We start from the raw sequence: 24,936 nt of genomic DNA on the forward strand, positions 1-24,936 counted from the left end.
GCTACCGGATGGTCTCTTCGACGCGGACGCGCAGCTTCGGCGGGAGTTCGCCGAGCAGATGAGACCATTGCTCCACCCGCTTCTCGCTCAGATGGGTGAGCAGGTCGAGCACCGGAGCCCACAGGTCCTCGTCGGCGGCCGCGACCTGGAGGAGGCCGCGGAACCGGGCTTCGGGGAGCAGCCCGAGGACGTGATCGATCCGGCTCTTGTCGTCGAGGACGAACGCGATCCGGATCAGCGCGTCGTCGCCGATGACGGCCAGCGCCCGGCGCACCGTCGGATCGGGAAGGTGGCCGACGAACCGGCCGACGGTGATCCAGTCCTCGCGGCTCACCAGTTCGACGGCGACCGCGACGACGGTGTCGAGCGGGATCCTGGCGATGATCGCGCTCGCACGGCGCGGGTCCAGCTCGGCCGCGACGTCGGCCAGGAAGGGCGGCTTCAGCCGCTTCGCGACGTCGACGCCCCGGGAGACGTCCACCAGCCCGGCGATCCGCGCGCACAGAAGCGGGCCGAAGACCTTCTCGGCGATCTTCGCGAGGATCGGGCTCGGAACGAGTTTGCTCGCCATCGCCATCCGCTCGAGGGCGGCGAGGTTGGCGTCGAACAGCGTGTCCGTCACCTGTTCGCGGAACGCCTGGAGTTCGGCGGGGTCCACTTTCTCCAGGTACGAGAGCCGCTCCGGGGTGGTGCCCAGGACGCGGGCGAGTTTGAGGATCTCCGCCTGCGCGGCGAAGTTTTCGGTGGTCACAGGCCCACCACCTTGCGAACTGTGCCGCGCAGCAGCGCGGGTACGTACTTCAGACCCTCTTCGCCCGCTTCGGCCAATGCCTTGGCCTGGCGGTGGCGCGCGTCGCGCAGCGCGTCGGAGAGGTCCTGCTTCTCGTTGTCGGCCAGCGCTTCGATGCCTGCCGGGACAGGACCGCCTAGCTGACCGGTGAGTGTGCGCTCGGCCATGGTCGATCATCATGCCTCATCGGACGCGGGAAGCAGGGGACCTTTACTTTCGTCCATGGCGGACCGCTCGTCACGGCTTGTAGCGTCCTGATCTGTGAAGGAAGCGGAGGAGCCCGTGCGGCGGGGGCGTCGGCTGATCATGGACGTCGCGCTGTGGCTCGGGCTCTGCGGCTGGGTGGTCATCGACGCCGGATCCAGCACGAAGCACTGGGAGCTGCTCTTCGGGCTCTCCGCGACCACGGCCGCGATCGCGGTGTCGCGCCGGTACCCGCTAGTCTCCCTCGCCATCGCCATGATCGCGAGCTTCATCGTGCTGGGCAGCTTCGGTGGCCGGGTGCCGATCTGGGAAGGCTTCGTCCTCGTCGCGGTGAGTTACCTCGCCGGTTATCGGCAGCCGGTCGCGAAGCCGATGCTGCGCCTTTTCGCCGTCGTTTCGGTGCTGGCGGTGCCCGTCGCGCTGCTGTGGAGCAAGGACGGGTTCGCGTCCTGGGGTGCGCTGCTCGGCGTCCTGGTCTTCGCGGGGGTGACGCCCTGGCTGCTGGGCAGGTACGTCCGGCAGCGCGAGGACATGGCGCGTGACGGCTGGCGCCGCGCCGAGGAGATGGAGAGCCGTCAGCGGCTCATCGCGGACCGCGCGCGGCTTCGCGAACGGACGAGGATCGCCAGCGACATGCACGATTCGCTGGGCCACGAGCTGAGCCTCATCGCGGTGCGCGCGGCGGCGCTGGAGGTCGCGGGCGGCCTCGACGAGCAGCAGCGGCAGGCCGCGGGCGAACTGCGGCTGAGCGCCGCGACGGCGACCGAACGGCTGCGAGAGATCATCGGGGTCTTGCGCGAGGACGACGCGCCGACCGAGCCGGTGCACGAGAGCATCGACGAACTGCTCGACCGGACAAGGGCGTCGGGTGTCCTGATCGAGTCCTCTGTGGACGCCCGGCTCGACGGGGAACCGCAGATGGTCGACCGCGCCGCGTATCGCGTGGTCCAGGAATCGGTCACGAACGTGGTGAAACACGCGCCGGGTGCCGCGGTCACGGTCCGGGTCACGCGGTCCGAGGGCCGGACGGATGTCGTGGTCACCAACGCCGCGCCGCCCGCGGGGCCGTTGCCGGGCCGGGCGTCGGGCAGGCGCGGGCTGATCGGCCTGCGCGAGCGGGTCCGGCTGGTCGGCGGGACCCTGCGCGCGGGACCGCGCGACGGCGGATTCGAGGTCAGCGCGACCCTGCCGCACGACGCCGCACCGTCGGAGGAATCGCCCGAGAGCCAGGCGGCGATGGACGCCGAGGTCGGGCAGTCGATGTCGGCCAGGGAACTGGAACGCGCCCGCCGTGACGTCCGGCGCAGCCTGATCCAGGCGATCGTCGTGCCGATCGGGCTGTTCGGCTTGGTGGTCGGGATCAGCGGGGTGGTGTTCCTCGTCCAGTGGTACGGCTCGGTCCTCGCCGGTGGCGAGTACGACCGGATCCGGATCGGCCAGACGCGGGCGGAGATCGCGTCCGTCCTGCCCGGCAGCCAGCGGATCGCCCGGCCGCGCGTGGTGGAACCCCCGGTACCGGCGGGGGCGACCTGCGAGTATTACGGCACCGAGCGCACCGTGTTCAACTTGAACTACGAGGCCTACCGGCTGTGCTTCGCCGACGGGAAACTCGTGGCGAAGGACGTGATCAGCGAAGACGAGCAAAGGGGGAACCCGGATGATCCGGGTCGTGCTGGCCGATGACGAGGCGATGATCCGCGCCGGGGTGTCGGCGATCCTGGCCGCGGACGCCGGGATCGAGGTGGTCGCGGAAGCCGAGGACGGGCGCGCCGCCGTCGAGCAGGCCCGCGCGACCAGGCCGGACGTCGTGCTCCTCGACATCCGGATGCCGGTCATGGACGGGCTCAAGGCGGCCGAAGAGATCCGCCGGTTGCTGCCCGAGGTGGGCGTGATCATGCTGACCACGTTCGGCGAGGACGCCTACATCGAACGCGCGCTCGGTCTCGGCGCGAGCGGCTTCCTGCTGAAATCCGGCGATCCTCGTGAACTGCTCGGCGGGATCCACGCGGTCGCGGGTGGCGCGGCGTTCCTTTCGCCGAAGGTCGCGCAGCGGGTCATCGCGCGCTTCTCCGGCAACCAGGTCTCCCGCGCCGAAGAGGCGAAGGCGCTGATCGGCAAACTGACGCCGCGTGAGCAGGAAGTGCTGGCGCTGCTCGGTTCCGGACTGTCCAATGCGGACATCGCCGCGAAGCTGTTCGTGGTCGAGGGCACGGTGAAGGCCTACGTCAGCACCATCCTCAACCGGCTCGGCGCGCGGAACCGGGTGCAGGCGGCGATCACCGCGTACGAGGCGGGGCTGGTCGGCGGGGGACCGGAGGGGTCCAGCCGCTGACGCCGGCGCCGATGCGGGCGGTGAGCGCGCCGGGGAGTAGCCGGAACACGCCGTTGCGGACGGCCACGGCGAGCGGATTGCGCAGCTGCGGGCCGATTCTTCCGGCCTGGACCGAGGCTTTGACCACCGATTGGCTGCGCGGGCGGCGCTGTTCGTCGTAACTCTTCAGTGCCGCGTCGACGTCTTCGTTGCTACTGAGCGCCGCGGCGAGAACGACGGCGTCTTCGATCGCCTGGCAGCCGCCTTGGCCGAGGAACGGCGGCATCGCGTGGGCCGCGTCGCCGAGGAGCGCGACGCGGCCTTTGACGTAGGTGGGCAGGGGAGTGCCGAGCAGGTAGAGATCGTGGTGGAGCAGCGTCTCGGGCGCAGTCGCCTCGATGAGCTCGGGAATCGGTTCGTGCCAGCCGCCGAAGCGGTTTCGCAGATACGACTTCGGGTCCTCGTGACGGACGCCCGCTTCGGCGACGTAGCTCGCCCACCAGTAGACGCGGCCGTCGTGCAGCGGGATGACCCCGATCTCGGCTCCGTCGTCCCAGCTCGTGCTGAGTTCCGTCGGGTGAGGGAGGGTGGTCACCGCGCGGTAGGCCGTGCTGCCGCTGTAGACCGGTTCGGGATGCCGTGGCCAGAGTTGTTCGCGGGCCGTGCTGTGGATTCCGTCCGCGGCGATGATGACGTCGGCGTCGAGATCGTCGAGGTTCGTGACCTCGACGCCGGTGCGGACGCAGCCGTCGGGGAGGGCGTCGCGGAGCGCGCCGATGAGATCCGCGCGGTGGATGGCGGCGAGCGGGCGCCCGTGGTGACGGCGGAACGCCTCGGCGTCCCATCGGGTGATGCGGCGGCCGTCGCGGTCGTGGAGACCGCCGGAGGATTGTTCCTGTTGTCCGGCGAGGCGGACGCCCAGCGTTTCGAGTGACCGCAGGGCGTTCGGCCACAGGGAGATGCCCGCGCCGACGGCGGTGAGCTCCGGCGCCTGTTCGAGGACAGTGACCTCCCAGCCGATGCCGTGCAGTCCGATGGCGGCGCTCAGCCCGCCGATTCCTCCGCCGATCACGATCGCTTTGCGCATGTCGACCTCCTCTACAACTGTAGAGTACTACTACACTTGTAGAGTGCGAAAGGCGACGATCGGGGACGCGGCCATCGAGGTCATCGCGGCCGAGGGGATGCGGGGGCTGACGCATCGCGCCGTCGACCGGTTCGCCGGGCTGCCGCCGGGTTCGACCTCGTACTACGCGCGGACGCGGGCGGCGCTGCTGGAGCTGGCGATCTCGCGGATGATCGAACTCGACGAGGTCACCCTCGACCCGCCACCCGGACGGCTGGCCGAGTACGTGGCGGGGTTCGCCCACGCGGCGATCACGAACGGGCGGACGCGGATGCTCGCGCGGTACGAGTTCGCGCTGGAGGCGACGCGGCGACCGGAACTGCGTGAGGCCTACGACCGGGGCGGGCTCGTCATCCGGCGGCGGTGCGCGGAGGTGCTCGCCGCGTGCGGATCGGCGGAGCCGGAGCGGCACGCGCGGGTGCTCGTGGCGTGGCTGGAAGGGACGGTCTTCGACGCGCTGGCCGGGACCGGCTCGTTGCGGCCGCCCGGGCTGGAGGAGTTGACGCGAGGGGCGCGGGAGGTGTTGACGGGGCTCGGGGTGGCGGGGTAGCAGGGGACCTTTGCTACCACTTGAGGCTCTGACCTGCGGAAAGAGAGCAGGGGACCTTTGCTGCCGCCCAGGGTGTGTGGAAATAGGGACGTTGAGTGTCTCTATTTCCACACACCCTGTACTCGGCGTAGCGATGCTGACTGTGTGGGTTTTGGGACATCTGACGTCCCAAAACCCACACGGTCACCTCGGGCGTTCCGCTGTGCAGGGAAGCAAGGGACCTTTGCTCCCGCTTCTCTCAATGTCGAGACAAGCGCGTCGACCCGCGGGCTCCGGAACGGGATGTCCCGAAAGCCACAGTGGGACATCAGATGTCCTGTGGCTTTCGCGACGTGACCGGGCGCCCAAGCGGTAGCAAAGGTCCCTTGCTCCCCGTCAGGCGTCCCGCCGCCTGAGCACCGTGGAACCGGTGACCAGACCAGCAGCGGCCCAAGCCGCACAGAGCGCGACGCCGACCCAGGGCGCGTAGGGCGCGACGCCGCCGAAGATCGGGTTCGGCTGCCCTGACGTGACCATCGCGTTGACACCCGCGAAGCCCGGGAAGTAGTTCACGAGGTCTTCCCAGCCCAGCGAACCGGCGAACATCGGGATCATCACCAGCAGCACGAACACCGTCACGATCGTCCCCGCCGTCGAGCGCAGCGCCGTCCCGAGACCGAGGCAGAGCAGGCCCAGCAGCGCGAAGTAGCCGCCCATGCCCGCCGCGGTCGCGAGGACCTCGCTCACCGAGGAGTCGGGCGCGGGGATCAGCGGTGCCGAGACCGCCACACCGGCGAGGGTGTTCAGCACGCCGTAGCCGAACAGCACCGGCAGCAGGACGGCCGATTTCGCCGCGAGGACCCGGTTCCGCACCGGGACCCACTGCAAGGTCGAGCGGATGCTGCCACTGGCGTACTCGCTCGTGATGACCAGCGTCGCCAGCGCGACCACGGCGAACTGCGTGAGATAGAACGCCGCCCCGGCCACCACGGCGTGCGGGGCCATCGAGCGTTCGACGCCGGCGTTCGCGGCCAGCCCCACCGCGGCCGAGTAGGCGAGCATCAGGCCGAGCCCGCTGATCAGGCACCACCAGGTCGACCGGACCGACCAGAACTTGGTCCATTCGGAAGAGATCGTGTTCATCGTGCGCTCCACTGCTTGAAGAAACCGGTCAGCTCGTTACGGAAGAACTCCAGCGCCTTCCGTGAGTCGATCGAGCCGTACTGGTTTTCGATCTCGGTCGGCGGGAGCTGCGGTCGCAACCCCAGCTGGTCGATCAGGATCGCGGCGTCGGTCACCGACGAATGGCCGCTGTTCTCGACCAGGTCCTGCTTCTTCGGCCCGGTGAGCCGCGGCCAGGTCTCGTCCCAGGACGCCCGGTAGTACTTCTCGCCGGTCGGGCTGCTCAGCAGCAGGAACGGCCGGTCGAGGGAGACGGTGCCGAAGAACGGGCCGTCGACGTTCACACCCGCCTTGATCCGCCGGTCGGCGACCATCGCGGCGGCGGTCGCCGAACCCCCGGCGGAGTGCCCGGCCATCCCGATCTTCGTCGCGTCGATCGACCACCGACGGTCCTTCAGCAGGGTGTCGACGACGAAGGTCGTGTCCACAGCGCGGTTCGCGATCGCGGCGGGCCAGGGGTCGTCCGGTCGTCCACAAGCGACACACTGGCGCAGCCCGTCGGGGAACTCCGTCGCCCAGGCTTCGTAGGCGTGGTCGATCCCGGCGACCACGAAGCCTTGCGCGGCAAGGTGTTCGGCCACCGAGGTCAGGGTGATCCGGTTGTTGCCCGCGCCCGGCGAAAGCACCACCAGCGGACGCCGTCCTGGCAGGGAAGGCGCGTTCTCCCGCGAGTGGACCCGCACCTTGCTCAGAGCGTCCGGCGGCAGGTCGAGTTTCCGCCCGGCGACCGTCGCCGCGGACTCGGCCTCGGTCATGTACAGCGGCGCGCGTCCGATCGGGACGGCCGGGTACCAGACGTTGACCATCAGTTCGCGCCGCTTCTCCGGCACCCAAGGGTCGGCGCGCCCCTGATCGGTGAGGTGCAGTGTGCGCAGCCCGATCGGGAGCGGGCCGCCCGGCGCGGGCAGCGACAGTTCCGGTGCCGCCGACGCGGCCGCCGGCACCCCCAGCAGGCCGGCGATCACCGCCACCAGGACCATGAGTGACTTCATGCCGCGACTCCCGTTCCGTATTCGACCGACGACGCGGTCAGTTCCATGTACGCCTGTTCCAGTGACGCGGTCCGTTCGGCCAGCCCGTGCACGCGGATCCCGAGTTCGTGCACCGCGTCGCCGACGAGGTGGACGGGCAGGTCGTGCACGAGCAGTTCGTCCTGATCGGACTCCGTGGTCGCGCCGAGTGCGCGAAGGCGCTGTTCGAGGACACGCAGGTCGGCGGGAGCGGGCACCCGCACCGCGACCGACGTCCGCGAATTGCCCGCGATGAACTCGTCGACCGGCGCGTCGGCGAGCAACTTCCCCTTGCCGATGACGACCAGCCGGTCCGCGGTCAGCTGCATCTCGCTCATCAGATGGCTAGACACGAAAACCGTGCGGCCCTCCTCCGCGAGCGACCGCATCAGCTGCCGCACCCAGCGGACGCCGTCAGGGTCGAGGCCGTTCACCGGCTCGTCGAACATCAGCACGCCAGGGTCGCCCAGCAGGGCACCGGCGATCCCGAGGCGTTGCCCCATACCGAGGGAAAACGTCCCGGCGCGTTTGCCCGCGACGTCGGTGAGGCCCACCGTGGCGAGCACTTCGTCCACCCGGCTCGCCGGGATCCCGTTGCTGCGCGCCATCGCCAGGAGGTGCTTGCCCGCGCTCCGGCCGGGATGCAGCGCCTTGGCCTCCAGTAGCGCGCCGACCTCGCGCAGCGGGAATCGCAGGTCCTCGTACCTCTTGCCGCCGATGTGGACCTCACCCGCACTGGGCGCGTCGAGGCCGAGCGTCATCCGCATGGTCGTCGACTTGCCCGCGCCGTTGGGACCGAGGAAACCGGTCACCTTGCCCGGTTCGACGGCGAACGTCAGCCCGTCGACCACCGTCTTCTCGCCATAGCGCTTCGTGAGTCCTCGAAGCGTGATCATCCGCGTCCTCCTTCGTGTCCCTGAATCCTCCGATGCGGGGACACCTGCGGACATCGCCCCGAAGTCATCGGCCATCCCTTACTTTCGTCAGGTGCCGCTCGGCACGAGTCACCGCGGAAAGGCAGAATCGGCGCCATGACCACCCGCGAACAACGGCGCGTGAATCCGCTCGACCTGGTGATGCTCGTACTCGCCGTGTTCTCCGTCGGGCTGCTCGCCTACGTGATGTTCTTCCCGCATTCGGAGGAGACGGCGCACCGCGTCTTCGTCATCGACACGACGGTGTGCGGGATCTTCGCGCTGGAATTCCTCTGGCGCTGGCGGCGCACCGGCTGGGAGAAGCGGTTCCCGCTGCGCAACTGGTACGAGATCCTCGGCATGATCCCCATCGCGCATCCGGCGCTGCGCGGGTTCCGGCTGCTGCGGATCGTCGTGGTGCTGGTCCGGCTCGCCCGCACCGCCGACCGCGCGTTCGGGGAGCGGTTCACGCAGCGACTGGTCGAACGGCTTTCCCGGCCGATCGTGCTCGCGATCAAGAAACCGATCACGATCGCGGTGCTCGACGAGGTCGTCAAAGTGCTGGAAACCGGCAACTATCCGCAGAACCTCGCGCGCTCACTCGGCGAGAACCAGTCGTTGCTGCGGGGGATCATCGCGGAGAAGCTCAAGAACGATCCGCAGGCCGGACGGCTTTCGAAGCTGCCGTTCCACGACGAGGTGGTGCGTTCGGTGATCGACACCGCGATGCGCGTGATCCTCGAAGTGCTGACCGATCCGCGGATCGACGAGTTCTTCGCGCATGTGGTGCGGGAGAACCGGGAGCAGATCCGCAGCGCCGTACAGCTGGGGCTGAACGAGCGTGAGGATGACGAGGAGCTGGCGGCGCAGTTGCCGACCAGACCTCAACATCAACTGATGGACTGACCTCGTGAGGTGCGCCGGGTGGGGGCGGCGTTCAGGGGGTCCTCCGGCCAGGGATGCTTCGGGTAGCGCCCGCGGAGATCGGCGCGCACGGCCGCGTAACCGTTGCGCCAGAACGATTCCAGATCCGCGGTGACCGCCGCGGGCCGCCCGGCGGGGGAGAGCAGGTGCAGCACGACGGGGACGCCAGCCAGTTCCGGCGTCGCGAGCCAGCCGAAGGTCTCCTGCAGTTTGACGGCGAGCACGGGCTGTTCGCCCGAGTAATCGACCCTGATCCGCGAACCCGACGGTACCTCCAGCCGGTCCGGCGCCAGTTCGTCCAAACGCGACGCCTCCGGCCAGGGCAACAGTCCGCGTAGGGCCGCGCCGGCGTCCAGCGCGGCCAGATCGGACCGGCGACGGGCCGAGCCGAGATCGAGCCAGCTATCCAAAGTGGACAGAAGCTCCGTGTCGGAGACCGCGGGCCAAGGCGCTCCCCGCACGCGATGCAGAAAGGCCAGCCGCTCGCGCAGTCTCTTCCCGTCTTCCGGCCATCGCAGCAGGCCGAGCCCTTCGGTGCGCAGCCCGTCCAGCAGCGCGGTGCGGATCGCGTCCGGCGAGGGCGAGCGCAACGGTTTCTCCGACAGCGTGATCGCGCCGAGTCGCCGCACCGACCGCGCCACGACGTCACCCGAAGACCACCGCACTTCGTCCACTGTGGACACCAGGTTCGGCGCGGCGCGCACGGCGAGATCTTCGTCCGCGGGCGCGGCCAGCCGGATGATCCCTTGCGCGCGGCCGGGATCGCGGGTCGCTTCGGCCACCGCCAGCCACTCGACGTCGGCCAGTCCGCTACCCCGCGGCAGTTCGGCCGCCGTTCCACCGGCCATCAGATACACCGGCGCCCCCGCGGAACGCCGTCGCGCGAGCCGCTCGGGGTGCGCCAGCGCCACGACCAGCGCCGGATCGGAGGCGTTGCCGCCGTCGGGAACCAGCTGGGAAAGCCGTCGTACGTCACGCTTCCAGCGCTCGTCGCTGCGTACTCGCCGCAGTTCGGCTTCGAGGTCGGTCAGTGTGCCGCCGCTGTCCAGCAGCGCGACGACCTCGGCCGCCGAACGCGCGTTGGTCCGCGCCGCGCCGTCCAGCAACGCCCTCGCCAGCCGTGGATGCAGCCCCAGACCGGCCATTCTCCGGCCGCGTTCGGTCACCGTGCCGTCTTCCGCTGTTGCCCCGAGCGTGGTCAGCAACGCGCGCCCGGCGGCCAGCGCACCCTCACCGGGCGGATCCCACCAGGCGAGGCCGGAACCGTCCGGAGTGGACCAGCACGCGAGTTCCAGTGCGAACCGCGCCAGCTCGGCGGTCCTGATCTCCGGTTCGGGATACGCGGGCAGGGAGCCCTGTTCATGTGCCGCCCAGCACCGGTACGCGCGACCCGGCGCCTCGCGTCCGGCACGGCCGGCGCGTTGCTCGGCGACCGCGGCCGACACGCGGACCGTCGCCAGCCCTGGCAGGCCGCGCCGGTGATCGACGCGGGGCACGCGCGAAAGTCCGCAGTCCACCACCGCGCGCACCCCAGGCACGGTCAAACTGGACTCGGCGACCGACGTCGAGAGCACCACCCGGCGGCGGGCGCGGGGGCGCAGCGCGTCATCCTGGTGCGCCGCCGACAGCCGCCCGTGCAGGGGCAGCACGTCGGCGTCCAAGCCGCTGAGCAAGCCGCTCACCCTGGCGATCTCTCCCGCGCCGGGGAGGAAGGCGAGCACATCACCGTCCCCTTCGGACAGTGCTTTGTGGATCACACGGGCGACGGTCGCCTCGATCCGTTCGCCGCGCGTGGGCGGGGAGTACGAGACGTCGACCGGATAGGTCCTCGCGTGCGCGGTGATCACCGGCGCGTCACCGAGCAGCGCGGCCAGCCGTCCGGAGGCCACGGTGGCGGACGTCGCGAGCAGGCGCAGATCGTCCCGCAGTCCTGCGCGCACGTCCAGGAGTAGCGCGAGCAACAGGTCCGCGTCGAGATGGCGTTCGTGGCATTCGTCGAGCAGGACGGTCGACACCCCGCTCAGTTCGGGATCGCCCTGCACCCGCCGGACCAGCAAACCCGACGTCACCACTTCGATCCGCGTCGAAGAAGACACCTTCCGGTCACCGCGAACCGAATAGCCGACCGTCTCGCCGACCCGTTCGCCCAGCAGAGAAGCCATGCGCGCCGCCGCGGCCCGCGCCGCCAGCCGTCTCGGTTCGGCGACGATCACCCGGCCTTCGCCATTGTCCAGCGCGAGCGGCACCAACGTGGTCTTGCCGGTTCCCGGGGGCGCGACGAGTACGGCGGTGCCATGGGCGTCGAGTGCGGCTTCGAGTTCGGGCAGGACAGCGCGAACCGGCAGATCGGGAAGGGTCACTTCTCGGTGACCTGTGGCGGAGGCGGGATCCGGTAGCCGGACGGGCCGATGTTGCGGTTCAGCGATTCGAGCCATTCGCCGGACGAGATCATCTTCTGGATCGCCTTGGCCACCGCAGCCCGCCCCTCGGTGTCTTCCTTGCGCAGGCCGACACCGTACTTCTCCTTCGAGAACGGCTTGCCGACGACTCGCAGCAGCTCCGGGTTCTGCGCCACGTAACCGGCGAGGATGACGTCGTCGGTGGTCACCGCGTCCACCTGTCCGGCGAGGAGTGCCGTGACGCAGTCCTGGTAGCGCGGGTATTCGACGAGCTGGACGGCCTGCGCGAACTTGTCGCGCACCTGTTCGGCGGAGGTGGTGCCGCCCACGGCGCACAGCTTGCGGCCGTTGAGGTTCTCGGGGCCGGTGATGTCGGTCGACCGGAGGCGGACGAGCAGATCCTGGCCGGCGTCGAAATAGGGCCCGGCGAAGCCGACCACCTGTTTCCGTTTTTCGGTGATGGAGTAGGTCGCCACCATCAGATCCGTGATCCCCGAGGTGATGTCCGTCTCGCGGGACGACGGCCTGCTGTCGTGCCAGGTGATGTGATCCTCGTCGACACCCAGTTCGCTCGCGACGTACTTCGCCACGTCGACGTCGAAACCGACGTACCGGCCGTCCATCGTCCGTCGGGAGAGTCCCGGCTGGTCGAAGCGGATGCCGATGGTGAGCTTGTTGGACGCGACGGCGCGCGCGACGAGAGAATCCGACGGACCGGCCTCTTCGCCGCAAGCCGCCGCTGTGACCAGCATCAAGCAGGCCACCAGCAGGGCAGGTCCCCTCATCGGGTGCCTCCGTCCGCCGCCTCACGTTGTTCTCAGGGTCGGCGGTTAGCCTATGCCCGTGCGTAGACCGCCCCAAGTCGTACTCGACGCCGTGGGCACACTCGCCCGGCTCGGACTGGCCGCCGTCTGGTTGGTCTCCGGAGCGCTGAAGATCAGCGATCCGGGGCAGACCTACATCGCGGTCCAGGCCTTCGACGTCCTGCCGGACGGGCTCGTCCGCCCGGTCGCGATCGGGATGCCGCTCGTCGAACTGGCGCTCGGCCTGTTCCTGCTCGCCGGGTTCGTGACCCGGTGGGTGTCGGTGCTGTCTGTGCTGATGCTGGCGGTGCTCATCGCCGCGATCGCCCAATCCTGGGCGCGCGGACTGAGCATCGACTGTGGCTGCTTCGGTGGTGGCGGTCAGATCGCCGCGGATCAGACGAGGTATCCGCAGGAGATCGCCAGGGACCTCGGGTTCGCGCTACTGGGTGTCTGGCTGATCGTGCGGCCGCGGACGTGGCTGTCCGTGGACGGCTGGCTCGGGAACTCTCAAGCCCCCGCGGACGACGACTATGTGGGTATCGCTGAAGGGAACGAATAATCGTGGGTGGAGCTGAGCGCAACGCTCGGAAACGCAAGCAGCAGCAGACGGCGTCGCGCTCGGTGGCACAGGCCAGGGGCGTCGCGGGCGGCGACAAGAAGAAGGTCGTCGCGATCACCGTCGCGGTGGTCGTGCTCGCCGCGCTGGTGATCGGTGGCGTGATCTGGACGACGTCCAGCAAGGACAGCACCGCGGGCAAGGTGATCGGGGCGCAGCCGACCACGTCGGCGCCCGGTGTCGTCGAGAAGCGCGAGGGGGCGGCCGTGGTCGTCGGCAAGCCCGAGGCGAAGAAGACCATCGACATCTACGCCGACTTCCTCTGCCCGGTCTGCAAGCAGTTCGAAGAGTCGTTCAAGGGGCAGATCGAGGAGCAGGTGAACAACGGGACCCTGCAGGTCCGGTACCACATGCTGCCGATGCTCAACCAGCGCTCCGACCCGCCGGGCTACTCGCTGGACTCCGCCAACGCCTCGCTCGCCGCGGCAGACGCCGGCAAGTTCGTCGCCTTCCACGACGCGCTGTTCAAGGACCAGCCGGAGGAAGGCGGGCGCGGGTTCGACAAGGCGCAGCTGATCAAGCTCGGCCAGGACGTCGGCATCACCGACCCGAGCTTCATGCTCAAGGTCAACAGCGGCGCTTACGACCAGGAGATCCAGGACGCGTACAAGAAGATCTCCACGGATCCGTCGCTGCAGCAGGACTTCGGCAACGGCCCCGGTTTCGGCACGCCGACCGTCACGGCGAACGGGCAGGTCGTGAAGCTGGAGCAGGACTGGGTGCAGAAGGTCGTCAGCTAGCTTTCCCCGTGAAGGCCCCTTCCCCCGGCTGAGCCGAGGGAAGGGGCCTTCACGCTGTTCGGGGCCGGTGGGGGCGGCCGGGTGGTAGCAAAGGTCCCTTGCTCTCTTTCCGCAGGTGACCGTGTGGATTTCGGGACATCTGACGTCCCGAAATCCACACGGTCGGTCAGCATCGCTACGCCGAGTGCTGGGTGTGTGGAAACAGGGACACTCAACGTCTCTATTTCCACACACCCCCCTGGCGGTAGCAAAGGTCCCTTGCTCCCTTTTCCCTGGTCAGGGGCGCGAAGCGGACGCGACAGTCGCGAAGGCGTGTACGCGGGCCGTCTCCGCTGAGCACGGCCAGACGAGGCCCCACTCGACGTCGGGAGAGCCTGCGAAGGGAACGAAGCGGATTCGCGGGTGGCTGAAGTACTCCCGAGCGTGTGCGGCGAGCGGGCAGATGCCGGCGCCGGTGGCGATCGCGGCGAGTAGTTCCTGAAAGGTCGCGAGGGGCTTGCCCCGCGTCACAGGGTGTCCGGCCGGCGTCAGCCACTGGCGTGGTTCCTCGACCCAGTACGGCTCTGGCGGATGCGCCGCGCGAAGGACGGTGTCGCGGGCGAGGTCGTCCAGCGTCACGGACTTCCGTCGCGCGAAAGGGTGTTTCGACGACACCGCGAGCACCATCGGTTCGGTGTACACGACCGGTCCGGTCGTGAGATCGGGTTCGTCGGCCGGAAGCAAGGTCACCAGCACGTCGATCTCACCCGAGCGCAGCATCGCCATCGGATCGGCGAAATCGGCTTCGCGGATGAGGAGTTCCGTGTCCGGGTAGCGCTGCCGGAAACGGTCCAGGTGATCTTCGATCAGGTCGGCGACGCCGGGCGCTTCGAAACCCAGCCGTAGCACGCCGCCGATCCCGCGTCCGGCCGCGATCGCGCGGTCGATGCCTTCGTGCAGCGCGCGGTAGGCGGGGCCGAGGTCGTCCCGCAGCCGTTCGCCGATCGGCGTGAGCCGGACCCGCCTGCTGGTGCGGGCGAAGAGCGACGCGCCGATCCGGCGCTCCACCTGCTTGATCGTCTGGCTCACCCGTGCCTGCGAGACGTGCAGGCGTTCCGCGGTGCGGCCGAAATGCAGTTCGTCGGCCAGCGCCAGGAAGATCTCGATGTCCCGCAGTTCCATAATCCCCAGGTTATCGGTCTGGGCCGGTGTCGGTCAGCGGGAACCGGCTTTTCCGCAGGTCTAGCGCTTTGTCATGAATTAATTCAAGATGTGAACTTACACGCTCTCGGCATGGGTGGTGAGGTATGAGGAAATTCGCGGTCCAACTAGCTCTGCTGTTCGTTTCGTGTCTCGCACTGGCGTTGGCGCCGGTGAAGGCGCAGGCGGCACCCGCGTTCAACGTGCTGGCCTTCTACAACGGCACCTACGACGCGGCGCATATCAGCTTCGTCAAGGAAGCCAACCAGTGGCTCCCGAAAACCGCTTCACAGCACAACTTCGGCTACACCGCGACCAACGACTGGAACCGGCTGAACTCGCTACAACCTTCGCAGTACCAGGTCGTGCTGTTCCTCGACGATCTGCCGCAGACCTCGGCGCAGCGTGCGGGCTTCGAGCGTTACATGAACGCGGGTGGGGCGTTCTTCGGCTTCCACGTGGCGGCGTTCACCACGAATCCGTCCACTTGGGACTGGTACCACAACGGGTTCCTCGGCACGGGCGCGTTCAAGTCCAACACCTGGGGGCCGACGACGGCGACGCTGAAGGTGGAGAACCGGCCGCATCCGTCGACCGCACGGCTGCCCGCGACCTTCACCTCGTCGGTGAGCGAGTGGTACGCCTGGAACAGGGACTTGCGCAAGAATCCGGACATCCGGATCCTCGCGTCGGTGGATCCGGTGAGCTTTCCGCTCGGGACCGACCCGAACCAGTCCTGGTACAGCGGGTACTACCCGATCCTCTGGACCAACGCCAAGTACAAGATGCTGTACGCCAACTTCGGCCACGACAAGATGAACTACGAGACGAACCAGCCGCTTTCGTCGACCTTCGGCAGTGAGGTGCAGAACCGTTTCGTCATCGACGGTCTGCTGTGGCTGGGCGGCTCGAAGACGTCGTAAGCCAGGGGCCTGGCCGGCGTGTTTTCCCTGGTCAGGCCCTCCGGTGGTAGCAAAGGTCCCTTGCTCTCCCGCGGGTGTCGTGAAGGCCTCCTTGCCTACCCTGAAGGTAGTGAAGGGGCCCTTCACGGACGGCCTTCGCGGCGCGCCCGGAGTCAGGCGGTAGCAAAGGTCCCTTGCTACTCCTCGATGGCGCCGCCGACCGCCCGCAGGTGCTGCCGGAACGTCAGCGAAGGCGACTTCGCGCGCTCCGCGAGGAAGTCGGCGAAGCGCACTTGCTCGCGAAGGGACTCTCCGGCGCGGATCCGGTCGGCCTGGAGCCGCTCGGTGTCGCGGATTCCCTCGGCGCGGTCCAGGACCTCGTCCGCCCGGTCTGCCGGGACGAACAGGACGCCGTCTTCGTCGCCGAACACGAGATCGTCCCGTGTCACCGTCCACTCGCCGACGACGGCCGATTCGAGCGCGCCGTCCGGGCGGACGGCGACCGAGAGCGGACCGGTCGGGATCGAGCCGAGGCTGAACACCGGCAGCCCGATCTTCTTGATGTCGGCGGTGTCGCGATGCAGTCCCCAGATGACCACACCGCTCAGCCCGGCCGCCTCGGCTTCGAGCACCGCGAGATCCCCGACGCAGCTCTCGTCGAGCCTGCCGCCGTTGTCGACGACGAGGACGTCGCCGGGGTTCGCGATTTCGTACGCCTCCAGGAAGACGTCGACACTGCCGACGTGCCGGGCGGGGGTGACCCGCCCGGCCACGCGGCCGCCGGGCACGACCGCGTGCGTACCGGCGGGCGCGCACCGGACCGGGACGCCGGCGCGGACGCAGCCGTCGGTCAGATGCGCGGTGGTCAGCAGGGAGAACCGCTGCCGAAGCTCCTCGAGATCCATATCCCGACTTTAGCCACGGCGCCACACCACGGGCTTGACCTGATTCCAGTCGTCCCGCACGCCTCCCATGACCTCACCGTTCTCGCCCATGATGGCGCCGCAACCGTCTCCGAAGGGCGTCGGAAGCGTCTCGACCGGGCCGCCCGCGACCACACCGCGGGAATCGTGGCGGTACCCATGGTCCGCAAACAGCCCGTGAGGACGCCCGACCCGTTGAGCGCGGTCACCGTCACGGTCTCCGGCACCGGGTTGGAGGTGTCGTAGGCCGTCCAAAGCCGTTGGCCCCCTTGGACGTCGGCCAGCACCTTGCCGTCCCGGATCGCGATGGCCAGGTGCCGCCGTACTGCTTCTGCATCAGGATCGTGCCGTCGTGGTCGATGTCCACCGGACCGAGCAGTGGCGGGGAGTCCAGGAGCACCGGGTGCGCGCGGTCGCCGCCCACGTGCCGTACCGCGGATCGTTGTACACCTTGCCGACGATGTCACCGCGGTTGTTCATACCGGTGACGGCCGTCTGGGCGTATCCCGGAACCTTCTCCAAGAGCTGGAACCCGCCGTTCTCGAAGACGGAACGAGCGACCGGTCCTTGCCGAGATCGCGTAGCCGTTCGTGAGAACCGCCCCCGACGTGTTCTCGTCCACTGCTTCGATCGTGTCGTAGCCCGCCGGGAGGCCGTGGTTCTGACGGTCCCGCCGGCCCAGGTGAGCAAGCCGCCTTCGAAGTGCCCCGCGTAGTTTCCGGCCCCGTCGGTGGCCACCACCTGAACGGTGCCGAACGGCTGTGGCAGGTAGGTCGTCGTCCACCCGTCCGGGTCCGCGGAAGCCGGCCGGCAGCAGACCGGCGGCGACAGTGGCCGCCAGGACCGTACTCGTTCGTTTCATCGTTACCGCCTGTGTCGTGTTCTCCCTGGTTAGCGCGGGTGTGGCTCGTCCGTCTGCGTCACCTGACACGGAACGTGCCGTAAGTAACATCCGTGCAGACCTGTATGTAAGGGGTTGATAAATACAGTCCTGTCTGTATCTTCAGATCCAGCAGCGACCCGGCAACGACAAGGAGCGTCGTGGTGGCCAACAAGGTGTACGTCGTCGGCGTGGGCATGACGAAGTTCGAGAAGCCCGGACGTCGCGAAGACTGGGATTACCCGCAGATGGCCAAGGAGTCCGGGACCAAGGCGCTCGAAGACGCCGGGATCTCCTTCGACGAGGTGCGGCAGGCCTACGTCGGCTACGTCTACGGCGAGTCGACCTCGGGGCAGCGGGCGGTCTACGAACTGGGCATGACCGGGATCCCGGTCGTCAACGTCAACAACAACTGCTCGACCGGGTCGACCGCGCTGTACCTGGCCGCGGAGGCGATCCGGGGCGGCCGCGCGGACTGCGCGCTCGCACTGGGTTTCGAGAAGATGCAGCCTGGATCACTCGGCTCGACCTACGACGACCGCGAGCAGCCGATGGGCAGGCACATCCAGGCGCTCGCGGAGATCTCCGAGGTGCTCTTCCCGCCCGCACCGTGGATGTTCGGCGCGGCGGGCCGCGAGCATATGAAGACCTACGGCACCACCGCCGAGCACTTCGCCAAGATCGGCGAGAAGAACCACCGGCATTCGGTGAACAACCCGTACGCGCAGTTCCAGGAAAGCTATTCGCTGCAGGACATCCTGGACTCGCGGATGATCTATGACCCGCTCACCAAACTCCAGTGCTCGCCGACCTCGGATGGATCCGGCGCGGCGATCCTCGCCAGCGAGTCCTTTGTGGACTCGCACGGGCTGGCGGAGCAGGCCGTGGAGATCGTCGGGCAGGCGATGACCACCGACTTCGCCAGCACCTTCGACGGCACCGCGAAGAACATCATCGGCTACGACATGAACGTCCAGGCCGCGCGCCAGGTGTACGACCAGGCCGGGCTCGGCGCGGAGGACTTCCAGGTCATCGAACTGCACGACTGCTTCTCCGCCAACGAACTCCTGCTCTACGAGGCGCTCGGACTCTGCGCCGAAGGGGAAGCCGGGAAGCTCGTCGACTCCGGGGACACCACCTACGGCGGCAAGTGGGTCGTCAACCCGTCCGGCGGGCTGATCTCCAAGGGACACCCGCTCGGCGCCACCGGCCTCGCGCAATGCGCCGAACTCACCTGGCAGCTGCGCGGAACCGCGGACAAACGCCAGGTCGACGGCGTCCAGGCCGCGCTGCAGCACAACATCGGACTCGGCGGCGCCGCCGTCGTCACCGCCTACCAGCGCGCCGAGCGCTGATCCACCGAAAGGAACCATCATGGGCAAGATCAGTGCCTCCGTCGAACTCCCCGCCGCTCCCGAAAAGGTGTGGGCGGAGTTCTCCAACCCCAACAACTTCGAAAAGTGGCTGACCATCCACACCAAGTGGAAGGGCGAGGTCCCGGCCGAATTCTCCAAGGGGGCGCAGGCTTCCGAGGTCGTCACGATGCTCGGGATGCCGAACACGATCACCTGGACCGTGGACGAGTTCGAGGCGCCGTCGAAGCTGGCGATCTCCGGGACCGGGATGGCCGGGGTGAGGGTCAAGTTCGAGCTGTCTGTGGAGGCGTCCGGCGAAGGTTCGCTCGCCAGTATCGACGCGGAGTTCGCCGGCCAGATGATCGTCGGCGCGCTCGGCAAGGCCGTCGAGAAGGACGGTAAGAAGAACCTCGACGCCTCCCTCGAGAACTTCAAGGCGCTGGTCGCGTGACCGACGAGCGCTTCGACCCTGGTGGGCTCGGCAAGTGGACCGACGAGTCCCGGTTCGAGGTGACCCGCGAGCGGCTGATCGAGTACGCGAAGGCCACCAACGACCCGATCCCGGCGCATCTCGCGGGGGACGTCGCGAGCCCCGTGTTCGCGATCGTGCCGGTGTTCGAGTCGCTGATGGAGCCGGCGCTCGAGGTCGTCCCGGTCGGGTTGTTCGGTCGGATCGTGCACGGAGAACAGGAATTCCGGTTCCACCGGCCGATCCGCCCCGGCGACAAGCTCGTGTCACGAGCTCGGATGACCGGCTACGAAGGGCTGCCGAACGGCACGCGCGGCACCATTCATCTCGAATGCCGGACCGAGGGCGGCGACCTGGTCAACGAGCAGTACGTGACCTTGTTCGTGCGGGGGTTCGACACCGGCGAGACACGGGGCGAACTCGGGCCGGAGCACAAGTTCGACGAAGGCCTGCGTTCGCGGGCGCCGGTGGCGAAGGTCAGCCAGCACGTCGACGACGACCAGACGTACCGATACGCGCCCGCCGCCGGCGATCCCATGCCCATCCACCTCGACGAAGAGGTCGCGAAGGATTCGGGACTGCCGGGGATCATCGCGCACGGCCTGTGCACCATGGCGTTCACCTCGTGGGCGCTGCTGACCGAGGTCGCCGGGTCCGATGTGGACAGACTGAAGCGGTTCGCCGTGCGGTTCGCCAAGCCGGTGCTGCCCGGGCAGGACCTGACGACGTCCATCTGGAGCGCGGGTGCCGGGACCTACGCGTTCGAAACCACCGTTGGCGAAACCGTCGTGATCAAGGACGGCCTCGCGGAATTCGCGGAGTAGGAGCAAAAGCCATGGGAGCACTCGACGGGCGGGTCGCCGTCATCACCGGTGCCGGACGCGGGATCGGCCGCGAGCACGCACTGCTGTTCGCGCGGGAGGGCGCGAGCGTCGTCGTCAACGACCTCGGCGGCGCGAACGACGGCAGCGGCAGCGACACCGGGCCCGCACAGGAAGTCGTCGACGAGATCCGCGCGGCGGGCGGGAAGGCCGTGGCGAACACGGCCAACGTCGCCGACTGGGCGGGCGCCGAGGAACTGGTCGCGCAGGCGGTGAGCGAGTTCGGCAGGCTGGACGTCGTCGTGAACAACGCGGGCATTCTGCGCGACGCGTTCATCGCGGGACTGGAAGAGTCCCAATGGGATTCCGTGATCGCGGTGCATCTGAAGGGACACGCAGCGGTGCTGAAGCACGCTGCCGCGTACTGGAAGAGCGCGAGCAAGGCCGGCGAACCGGTGGCGGGTTCGGTGATCAACACCGCCTCGGCGTCCGGGACCACGTTGCCGAACGCGGGGCAGGCGAACTACGGCGCGGCGAAGGCGGGGATCGCCGCGCTGACGCTGGTCGCCGCCGAGGAACTGGAACGCTACGGCGTGCGGGTCAACGCGATCGCGCCGATCGCGCGCACGCGGCTCACCCTGGCGACGCCGGGCATGGGCGCGATCTTCGCCCAGGAGGTCGAGGAAGGCGAGTTCGACGCGTTCTCCCCGGCCAACATCTCGCCGCTGGTGGCCTACCTCGCGACCGAGAAATGCCCGATCACCGGCAAGGTGTTCGCGGTGCAGGGCGGCGCGATCTCCGAACTCGCGGGCTGGCACGACGTCAAGGTGATCGAAACCGAGGCCGCCTGGGAGATCGACGACATCGCCGCGAGGCTGCCGTGATCGAGTGGTCCGAGACCGAACTGCTGATCAGGGACGCCATCCGGGAGTTCGTCGACAAGGAGATCCGGCCGCACCTCGACGCGCTGGAAAGCGGGGAGCTGCCGCCGTACGACATCATCCGGAAGATGTTCGTGTCCTTCGGCATCGACGCGCTCGCGCGGGAATCGGTGTCGAAACTGCTGTCGAAGTCGCCTGGGTCCGGTTCGGGTGGCGGCGGGCTCGCGTTCGGCGGGCAGGAGGCGATGGCGCTCATCGCGGTGAGCGAACTGGCCGGGGTCAGCCTCGGCATCGTCGCCTCGCTCGGCGTGAGCATCGGGCTGACCGCGCAGACGATCCTCACCAAGGGCACGCAAGCGCAGAAGGAGCGCTGGCTGCCCGGACTGGCGACGTTCGAGAAGGTCGGCGCGTGGGCGATCACCGAACCCGACTCCGGTTCGGACGCTTTCGGCGGGATGAAGACGTCGGTGCGGCGCGACGGCGACGAGTATGTCCTCAATGGACAGAAGACGTTCATCACCAACGGTCCGTACGCCGACACGATCATCGTGTACGCGAAGCTCGACGACGGCTCGGACGTCCGCGACCGCAAGGTGCTGACGTTCGTGCTGGACAAGGGCATGCCCGGGCTCACGCAGGGCAAACCGTTCAAGAAGATGGGCATGATGTCCTCGCCGACCGGTGAGCTGTTCTTCAGCGACGTCCGGCTCGGGCGGGACAGGCTGCTCGGCGAATCCGAGACCGGTCGCGACGGCGACAGCAAGGCCGAGGTGAAGTCCGGATTCGCCGTCGAGCGGATCGGCGTCGCGGCGCTGGCGCTCGGGATCATCAACGAATGCCACCGGCTCTGCGTGGACTACGCGAAGAACCGGAAGCTGTGGGGGCAGGAGATCGGGCGGTTCCAGTTGATCCAGCTCAAGCTGGCGAAGATGGAGGTCGCGCGGATCAACGTGCAGAACATGGTGTTCCAGCTGATCGAGACCCTGCGCGCGGGCAAGATGCCGACGCTGGCCGAGGCTTCGGCGATGAAGCTGTACTCGTCTGAGGCGGCCACCGAGGTGGCGATGGAGGCCGTGCAGTTGTTCGGCGGGAACGGGTACATGGCGGAGTACCGGGTGGAGCAGCTCGCGCGGGACGCGAAGTCGCTGATGATCTACGCGGGCAGTAACGAAATCCAGGTGACACACATCGCGAAGGGCCTGCTGGGCCGCTGAGAGACCGCCCGCGAGGGAGCAAGGGACCTTTGCTACCACGCGGGAGGCGGTTGCCCCGCGGACGACACACGTGACCGACCGGACGGCACGCGTGCTTGGAGCCGGATCACGTGTGCGTGGGGCCGGAACTCGCGTGACTGAAGGCGGAACTCGCGTGCGTGGGGCCGGAACTCGCGGCGGTTACGGCCGCGGGTGTGTTCCGGCTCCACGCACGCGAGTCTCGTGTTCCAGCACGCGTGATCCGGGTTGGAGCACGTATCGAGCGGGTCAGTCGCGTTCGATCAGGTGGCCGACGACCTCGGGGCCAGGGTGTGCGTGGCCGGAGCCATCGCGCCGGACGTCGACCTCCGGCAACTCCACCGGGTCACCGGTGCGCGAGGCGCCGGCGGGACGCGAGCCGATCCAGCCGACGACCAGCCGCGTCTCGCCCTTGAGGAACCGCTGCGCCCGAACACCGCCGGTCGCCCGGCCCTTGGCCGGGTACTCGCTGAACGGGGTCACCTTCACGCTCGCGCCGGTCGCGGTGACGACCATCGGCTCGCCGTGTTCGGCGTCGTCGGTGCGGATCGCGCCGAAGAAGACCACTTCCGCTTCACCGCGCACGGTGATCCCGGCCATACCGCCGCCCTTGAGACCCTGCGGCCGCACCAGCGAAGCCGGGTAGCGGAGCAGTGACGCTTCGGACGACAGGAACGCCAGCGTCTCGTTGCCGTCGGTGAGCCAGGTGGCGCCGACGACCTCGTCGCCGTCCTTCAGGCTGATCACGTCGAACTCGTCAGAGCGGACCGGCCACTCCGGCGCGCACACCTTCACGACACCGTGCTTCGTGCCGAGCGCGAGCCCTGGGGAGCCGGCCGCCTGCTCGCCGAGCGGGGCCAGCCCGATGACGCGCTCGCCCTTCTCCAGCGGCACCAGTTCCTTCGCGGCCATCCCGCCGCGCAGGGAGACGGTGCCCGCCTGCTCGGGCAGCACCGGCAGCGGCAGCACGTCGGTCTTGAACGCGCGGCCGCGGTTGGTCACCAGCAGTACCTGACCGCGTGCGGTCGAATGGACCACCGCGGACACCGAGTCGTGTTTGACGCGGCCGTTGCGGCGCCGCACTTCCGACGCCTCCTCCGATTCCGCGGCCGTCCGCGCGACCAGTCCGGTGGCCGACAGGATCACCTGGCACGGATCGTCGGCGACCTCCAGCGGCCCCGACGGCTTCGACGCGGCGAGGACCTCCTTGAGGTCGCCGTCGATCAGCGCGGTGCGGCGTTCGGCGGGGTGGTCCTTGGCGATCTTGGCCAGCTCGGCCGAGACGACCTTCTTCAGCACCGACTCGTCGTCGAGGATCTTCGACAGCTCGGCGATCTCCTCGCGCAGTTTGTCCTGCTCGGCTTCGAGCTCGATCCGGTCGTACTTCGTGAGCCGCCGCAGCGGGGTGTCCAGGATGTAGGTCGCCTGGATCTCCGAGAGCTTGAACCGCTTCATCAGGCCGTCCTTCGCGGCCGCGGCGTTCTCGCTCTCGCGGATCAGCTTGATCACCTTGTCGATGTTGAGCAGGGCGATCAGCAGACCGTCGACCAGGTGCAGCCGCTCTTCGCGCTTGCGGCGCCGGTACCGCGTGCGGCGGGTGACGACCTCGTAGCGGTGGCTGAGGAAGACCTCCAGCAGCGCCTTGAGCCCCAGCGTCTGCGGCTGCCCGTCCACCAGCACGAGGTTGTTGATACCGAACGACTGCTCCAGCGGCGTGAGCCGGTACAGGTCCGCGAGCAACGCCTGCGGGTTCACGCCGACCTTGCATTCGATGACCAGCCGCGTGCCGTTCTCGCGGTCGGTGAGGTCCTTGACGTCGGCGATGCCGGTGAGCCGCTTGGACTTGTTGACCTCGTCGGTGATCTTCTCGATCACCTTCTCCGGGCCGACGCCGTACGGCAGCTCGGTGACGGTGATCGCCTGGCGGCCGCGGCTGCCCTCCAGCGGCCCGGTCTCGGCGCTGGCGCGCATCCGCACGACGCCTCGGCCGGTCTCGTACGCGCGGCGCACCTCGTCGAGGCCCAGCAGCGAACCGCCGGTCGGCAGGTCGGGGCCCGGGACGAACTCCATGAGCTTGTCGAGGGTGGCGTTCGGGTGGTTGATCAGCCATCGCGCCGCGCCGATGACCTCGGTCAGGTTGTGCGGGATCATGTTGGTCGCCATCCCGACCGCGATCCCGGACGTGCCGTTGACCAGCAGGTTCGGGAACGCCGCGGGCAGCACGGACGGCTCTTCGAGCGAGCCGTCGTAGTTCGGCCGGAAGTCGACGGTGTCCTCGCCGAGTTCGCCGACCAGCAGCATGGCCTCCGGGGAGAGCCGCGCTTCGGTGTACCGCGAGGCGGCCGGGCCGTCGTCGGGGGAGCCGAAGTTGCCGTGCCCGTCGACCAGCGGGACGTTGAGCGAGAAGTCCTGTGCGAGCCGGACCATGGCGTCGTAGATCGCGCTGTCGCCGTGCGGGTGGTACCGGCCCATCACGTCACCGATCACGCGAGCCGACTTCACGTACGCGTGTGTCGGCCGGTAACCGTTCTCGTTCATCGAGTACATGATCCGGCGGTGCACCGGCTTCAGCCCGTCCCGCGCGTCCGGGAGCGCTCGCGAGTGGATGACCGAGTAGGCGTACTCCAGGTACGAATCCTCGATCTCCGTCTTCAGCGAGTTGTCGAAGACGTTCGCGCCGGGGCGGTCGAACGCGGTGGGGTCGACCTTGGTGGTGGGGCCCTTACGGCGTGCCATTGCTCAA

General features: G+C 68.6%; 24 protein-coding genes. 12 read left to right on the forward strand and 12 right to left on the reverse strand.

From position 1 onward, the window contains the following. Window position 1: 1 nt before the first annotated feature. Both AC069I_RS37220 and AC069I_RS37225 read right to left on the reverse strand, forming a co-directional pair. Complete coding sequence (locus AC069I_RS37220) at window positions 2–751, reverse strand: hypothetical protein (RefSeq protein WP_478226765.1); 750 nt, start codon at window positions 749–751, stop codon at window positions 2–4. Next, window positions 748–957, reverse strand: a complete 210-nt coding sequence (locus tag AC069I_RS37225) for a hypothetical protein (protein WP_007034335.1) — start codon at window positions 955–957, stop codon at window positions 748–750. Before AC069I_RS37225 ends, AC069I_RS37220 begins: the two co-directional genes overlap by 4 nt. Window positions 958–1,072: 115 nt before the next feature. Here AC069I_RS37225 and AC069I_RS37230 point away from each other — a divergent pair, with 115 nt between their 5' ends. Then, entirely contained in the window at window positions 1,073–2,677 is a 1,605-nt protein-coding gene (locus tag AC069I_RS37230; RefSeq protein WP_478226908.1) for a sensor histidine kinase, read from the forward strand. Then, window positions 2,652–3,326 (forward strand): response regulator transcription factor, encoded by a 675-nt coding sequence (locus tag AC069I_RS37235; RefSeq protein ID WP_478226766.1) that lies wholly within the window; start codon window positions 2,652–2,654, stop codon window positions 3,324–3,326. The genes AC069I_RS37230 and AC069I_RS37235 overlap by 26 nt, the downstream gene beginning before the upstream one ends. Here the strand turns inward: AC069I_RS37235 and AC069I_RS37240 are convergent. Further along, on the reverse strand, window positions 3,271–4,392 hold the full coding sequence (locus AC069I_RS37240; protein WP_478226767.1) for an FAD-dependent monooxygenase: 1,122 nt from the start codon (window positions 4,390–4,392) through the stop codon (window positions 3,271–3,273). The two genes, AC069I_RS37235 and AC069I_RS37240, sit on opposite strands and share 56 nt — an antisense overlap. Before the next feature lie 43 nt (window positions 4,393–4,435). On the opposite strand from AC069I_RS37240, the gene AC069I_RS37245 reads away from it, so the two are divergent. Beyond that, window positions 4,436–4,981, forward strand: coding sequence for a TetR/AcrR family transcriptional regulator (locus AC069I_RS37245; protein ID WP_478226768.1), 546 nt, complete (start codon window positions 4,436–4,438; stop codon window positions 4,979–4,981). A gap of 375 nt (window positions 4,982–5,356) precedes the next feature. On the opposite strand, the gene AC069I_RS37250 is transcribed toward AC069I_RS37245, so the two are convergent. From AC069I_RS37250 to AC069I_RS37260, 3 genes are read right to left on the reverse strand one after another with little or no spacing between them, the layout of a single operon-like run. Continuing rightward, window positions 5,357–6,103 (reverse strand): ABC transporter permease, encoded by a 747-nt coding sequence (locus AC069I_RS37250; protein WP_478267447.1) that lies wholly within the window; start codon window positions 6,101–6,103, stop codon window positions 5,357–5,359. Further along, complete coding sequence (locus tag AC069I_RS37255) at window positions 6,100–7,134, reverse strand: alpha/beta hydrolase family protein (RefSeq protein WP_478267448.1); 1,035 nt, start codon at window positions 7,132–7,134, stop codon at window positions 6,100–6,102. The genes AC069I_RS37250 and AC069I_RS37255 overlap by 4 nt, the downstream gene beginning before the upstream one ends. Beyond that, window positions 7,131–8,048 carry an ABC transporter ATP-binding protein gene (locus tag AC069I_RS37260; RefSeq protein WP_478267449.1) on the reverse strand — a complete coding sequence of 306 codons (918 nt, stop codon included), beginning with the start codon at window positions 8,046–8,048 and terminating at the stop codon, window positions 7,131–7,133. The genes AC069I_RS37255 and AC069I_RS37260 overlap by 4 nt, the downstream gene beginning before the upstream one ends. Window positions 8,049–8,183: 135 nt before the next feature. Here AC069I_RS37260 and AC069I_RS37265 point away from each other — a divergent pair, with 135 nt between their 5' ends. Beyond that, window positions 8,184–8,972 carry an ion transporter gene (locus AC069I_RS37265; protein WP_478235011.1) on the forward strand — a complete coding sequence of 263 codons (789 nt, stop codon included), beginning with the start codon at window positions 8,184–8,186 and terminating at the stop codon, window positions 8,970–8,972. Here the strand turns inward: AC069I_RS37265 and hrpB are convergent. Continuing rightward, window positions 8,957–11,350 carry an ATP-dependent helicase HrpB gene (gene hrpB / locus AC069I_RS37270; RefSeq protein WP_478267450.1) on the reverse strand — a complete coding sequence of 798 codons (2,394 nt, stop codon included), beginning with the start codon at window positions 11,348–11,350 and terminating at the stop codon, window positions 8,957–8,959. The two genes, AC069I_RS37265 and hrpB, sit on opposite strands and share 16 nt — an antisense overlap. Then, window positions 11,347–12,174: a glutamate ABC transporter substrate-binding protein gene (locus AC069I_RS37275; RefSeq protein WP_478226774.1), complete on the reverse strand. Its 828-nt coding sequence runs from the start codon at window positions 12,172–12,174 to the stop codon at window positions 11,347–11,349. The genes hrpB and AC069I_RS37275 overlap by 4 nt, the downstream gene beginning before the upstream one ends. Window positions 12,175–12,265: 91 nt before the next feature. On the opposite strand from AC069I_RS37275, the gene AC069I_RS37280 reads away from it, so the two are divergent. Both AC069I_RS37280 and AC069I_RS37285 read left to right on the forward strand, forming a co-directional pair. Further along, window positions 12,266–12,754 carry a MauE/DoxX family redox-associated membrane protein gene (locus tag AC069I_RS37280; RefSeq protein ID WP_396559263.1) on the forward strand — a complete coding sequence of 163 codons (489 nt, stop codon included), beginning with the start codon at window positions 12,266–12,268 and terminating at the stop codon, window positions 12,752–12,754. A 2-nt stretch (window positions 12,755–12,756) separates the two neighbouring features. Beyond that, window positions 12,757–13,551 carry a DsbA family protein gene (locus tag AC069I_RS37285; RefSeq protein WP_478226775.1) on the forward strand — a complete coding sequence of 265 codons (795 nt, stop codon included), beginning with the start codon at window positions 12,757–12,759 and terminating at the stop codon, window positions 13,549–13,551. Window positions 13,552–13,827: 276 nt separating this feature from the next. On the opposite strand, the gene AC069I_RS37290 is transcribed toward AC069I_RS37285, so the two are convergent. Next, the gene (locus tag AC069I_RS37290) at window positions 13,828–14,712 is read right to left on the reverse strand and encodes a LysR family transcriptional regulator (RefSeq protein ID WP_478226776.1); all 885 of its coding nucleotides are present in this window, start codon (window positions 14,710–14,712) and stop codon (window positions 13,828–13,830) included. A gap of 125 nt (window positions 14,713–14,837) precedes the next feature. Here AC069I_RS37290 and AC069I_RS37295 point away from each other — a divergent pair, with 125 nt between their 5' ends. Beyond that, window positions 14,838–15,653: a ThuA domain-containing protein gene (locus AC069I_RS37295; protein ID WP_478267451.1), complete on the forward strand. Its 816-nt coding sequence runs from the start codon at window positions 14,838–14,840 to the stop codon at window positions 15,651–15,653. A 176-nt stretch (window positions 15,654–15,829) separates the two neighbouring features. Here the strand turns inward: AC069I_RS37295 and AC069I_RS37300 are convergent, their stop codons facing one another. Next, a complete protein-coding gene (locus tag AC069I_RS37300) occupies window positions 15,830–16,537 on the reverse strand; it encodes an RraA family protein (protein WP_478267452.1) in 708 nt (235 codons plus the stop codon). A gap of 354 nt (window positions 16,538–16,891) precedes the next feature. After that, window positions 16,892–17,077 carry a hypothetical protein gene (locus tag AC069I_RS37305; RefSeq protein WP_478226779.1) on the reverse strand — a complete coding sequence of 62 codons (186 nt, stop codon included), beginning with the start codon at window positions 17,075–17,077 and terminating at the stop codon, window positions 16,892–16,894. Window positions 17,078–17,596: 519 nt separating this feature from the next. Between AC069I_RS37305 and AC069I_RS37310 the strand changes: the two genes are divergently transcribed. From AC069I_RS37310 to AC069I_RS37330, 5 genes are read left to right on the forward strand one after another with little or no spacing between them, the layout of a single operon-like run. Continuing rightward, entirely contained in the window at window positions 17,597–18,790 is a 1,194-nt protein-coding gene (locus AC069I_RS37310; RefSeq protein ID WP_478226780.1) for a lipid-transfer protein, read from the forward strand. A gap of 19 nt (window positions 18,791–18,809) precedes the next feature. Continuing rightward, window positions 18,810–19,241, forward strand: a complete 432-nt coding sequence (locus AC069I_RS37315; RefSeq protein WP_478226781.1) for a type II toxin-antitoxin system Rv0910 family toxin — start codon at window positions 18,810–18,812, stop codon at window positions 19,239–19,241. Further along, entirely contained in the window at window positions 19,238–20,083 is an 846-nt protein-coding gene (locus tag AC069I_RS37320) for a MaoC/PaaZ C-terminal domain-containing protein (RefSeq protein ID WP_478226782.1), read from the forward strand. Before AC069I_RS37315 ends, AC069I_RS37320 begins: the two co-directional genes overlap by 4 nt. An 11-nt stretch (window positions 20,084–20,094) precedes the next feature. Continuing rightward, the gene (locus AC069I_RS37325; protein ID WP_478226783.1) at window positions 20,095–20,964 is read left to right on the forward strand and encodes an SDR family oxidoreductase; all 870 of its coding nucleotides are present in this window, start codon (window positions 20,095–20,097) and stop codon (window positions 20,962–20,964) included. Further along, entirely contained in the window at window positions 20,961–22,175 is a 1,215-nt protein-coding gene (locus AC069I_RS37330; RefSeq protein ID WP_478267453.1) for an acyl-CoA dehydrogenase family protein, read from the forward strand. Before AC069I_RS37325 ends, AC069I_RS37330 begins: the two co-directional genes overlap by 4 nt. 267 nt (window positions 22,176–22,442) lie before the next feature. On the opposite strand, the gene AC069I_RS37335 is transcribed toward AC069I_RS37330, so the two are convergent. Beyond that, on the reverse strand, window positions 22,443–24,929 hold the full coding sequence (locus tag AC069I_RS37335; RefSeq protein ID WP_478267454.1) for a DNA gyrase/topoisomerase IV subunit A: 2,487 nt from the start codon (window positions 24,927–24,929) through the stop codon (window positions 22,443–22,445). Between the last annotated feature and the right edge of the window lie 7 nt (window positions 24,930–24,936).

Source organism: Amycolatopsis sp. NPDC043885 (assembly GCF_056435685.1).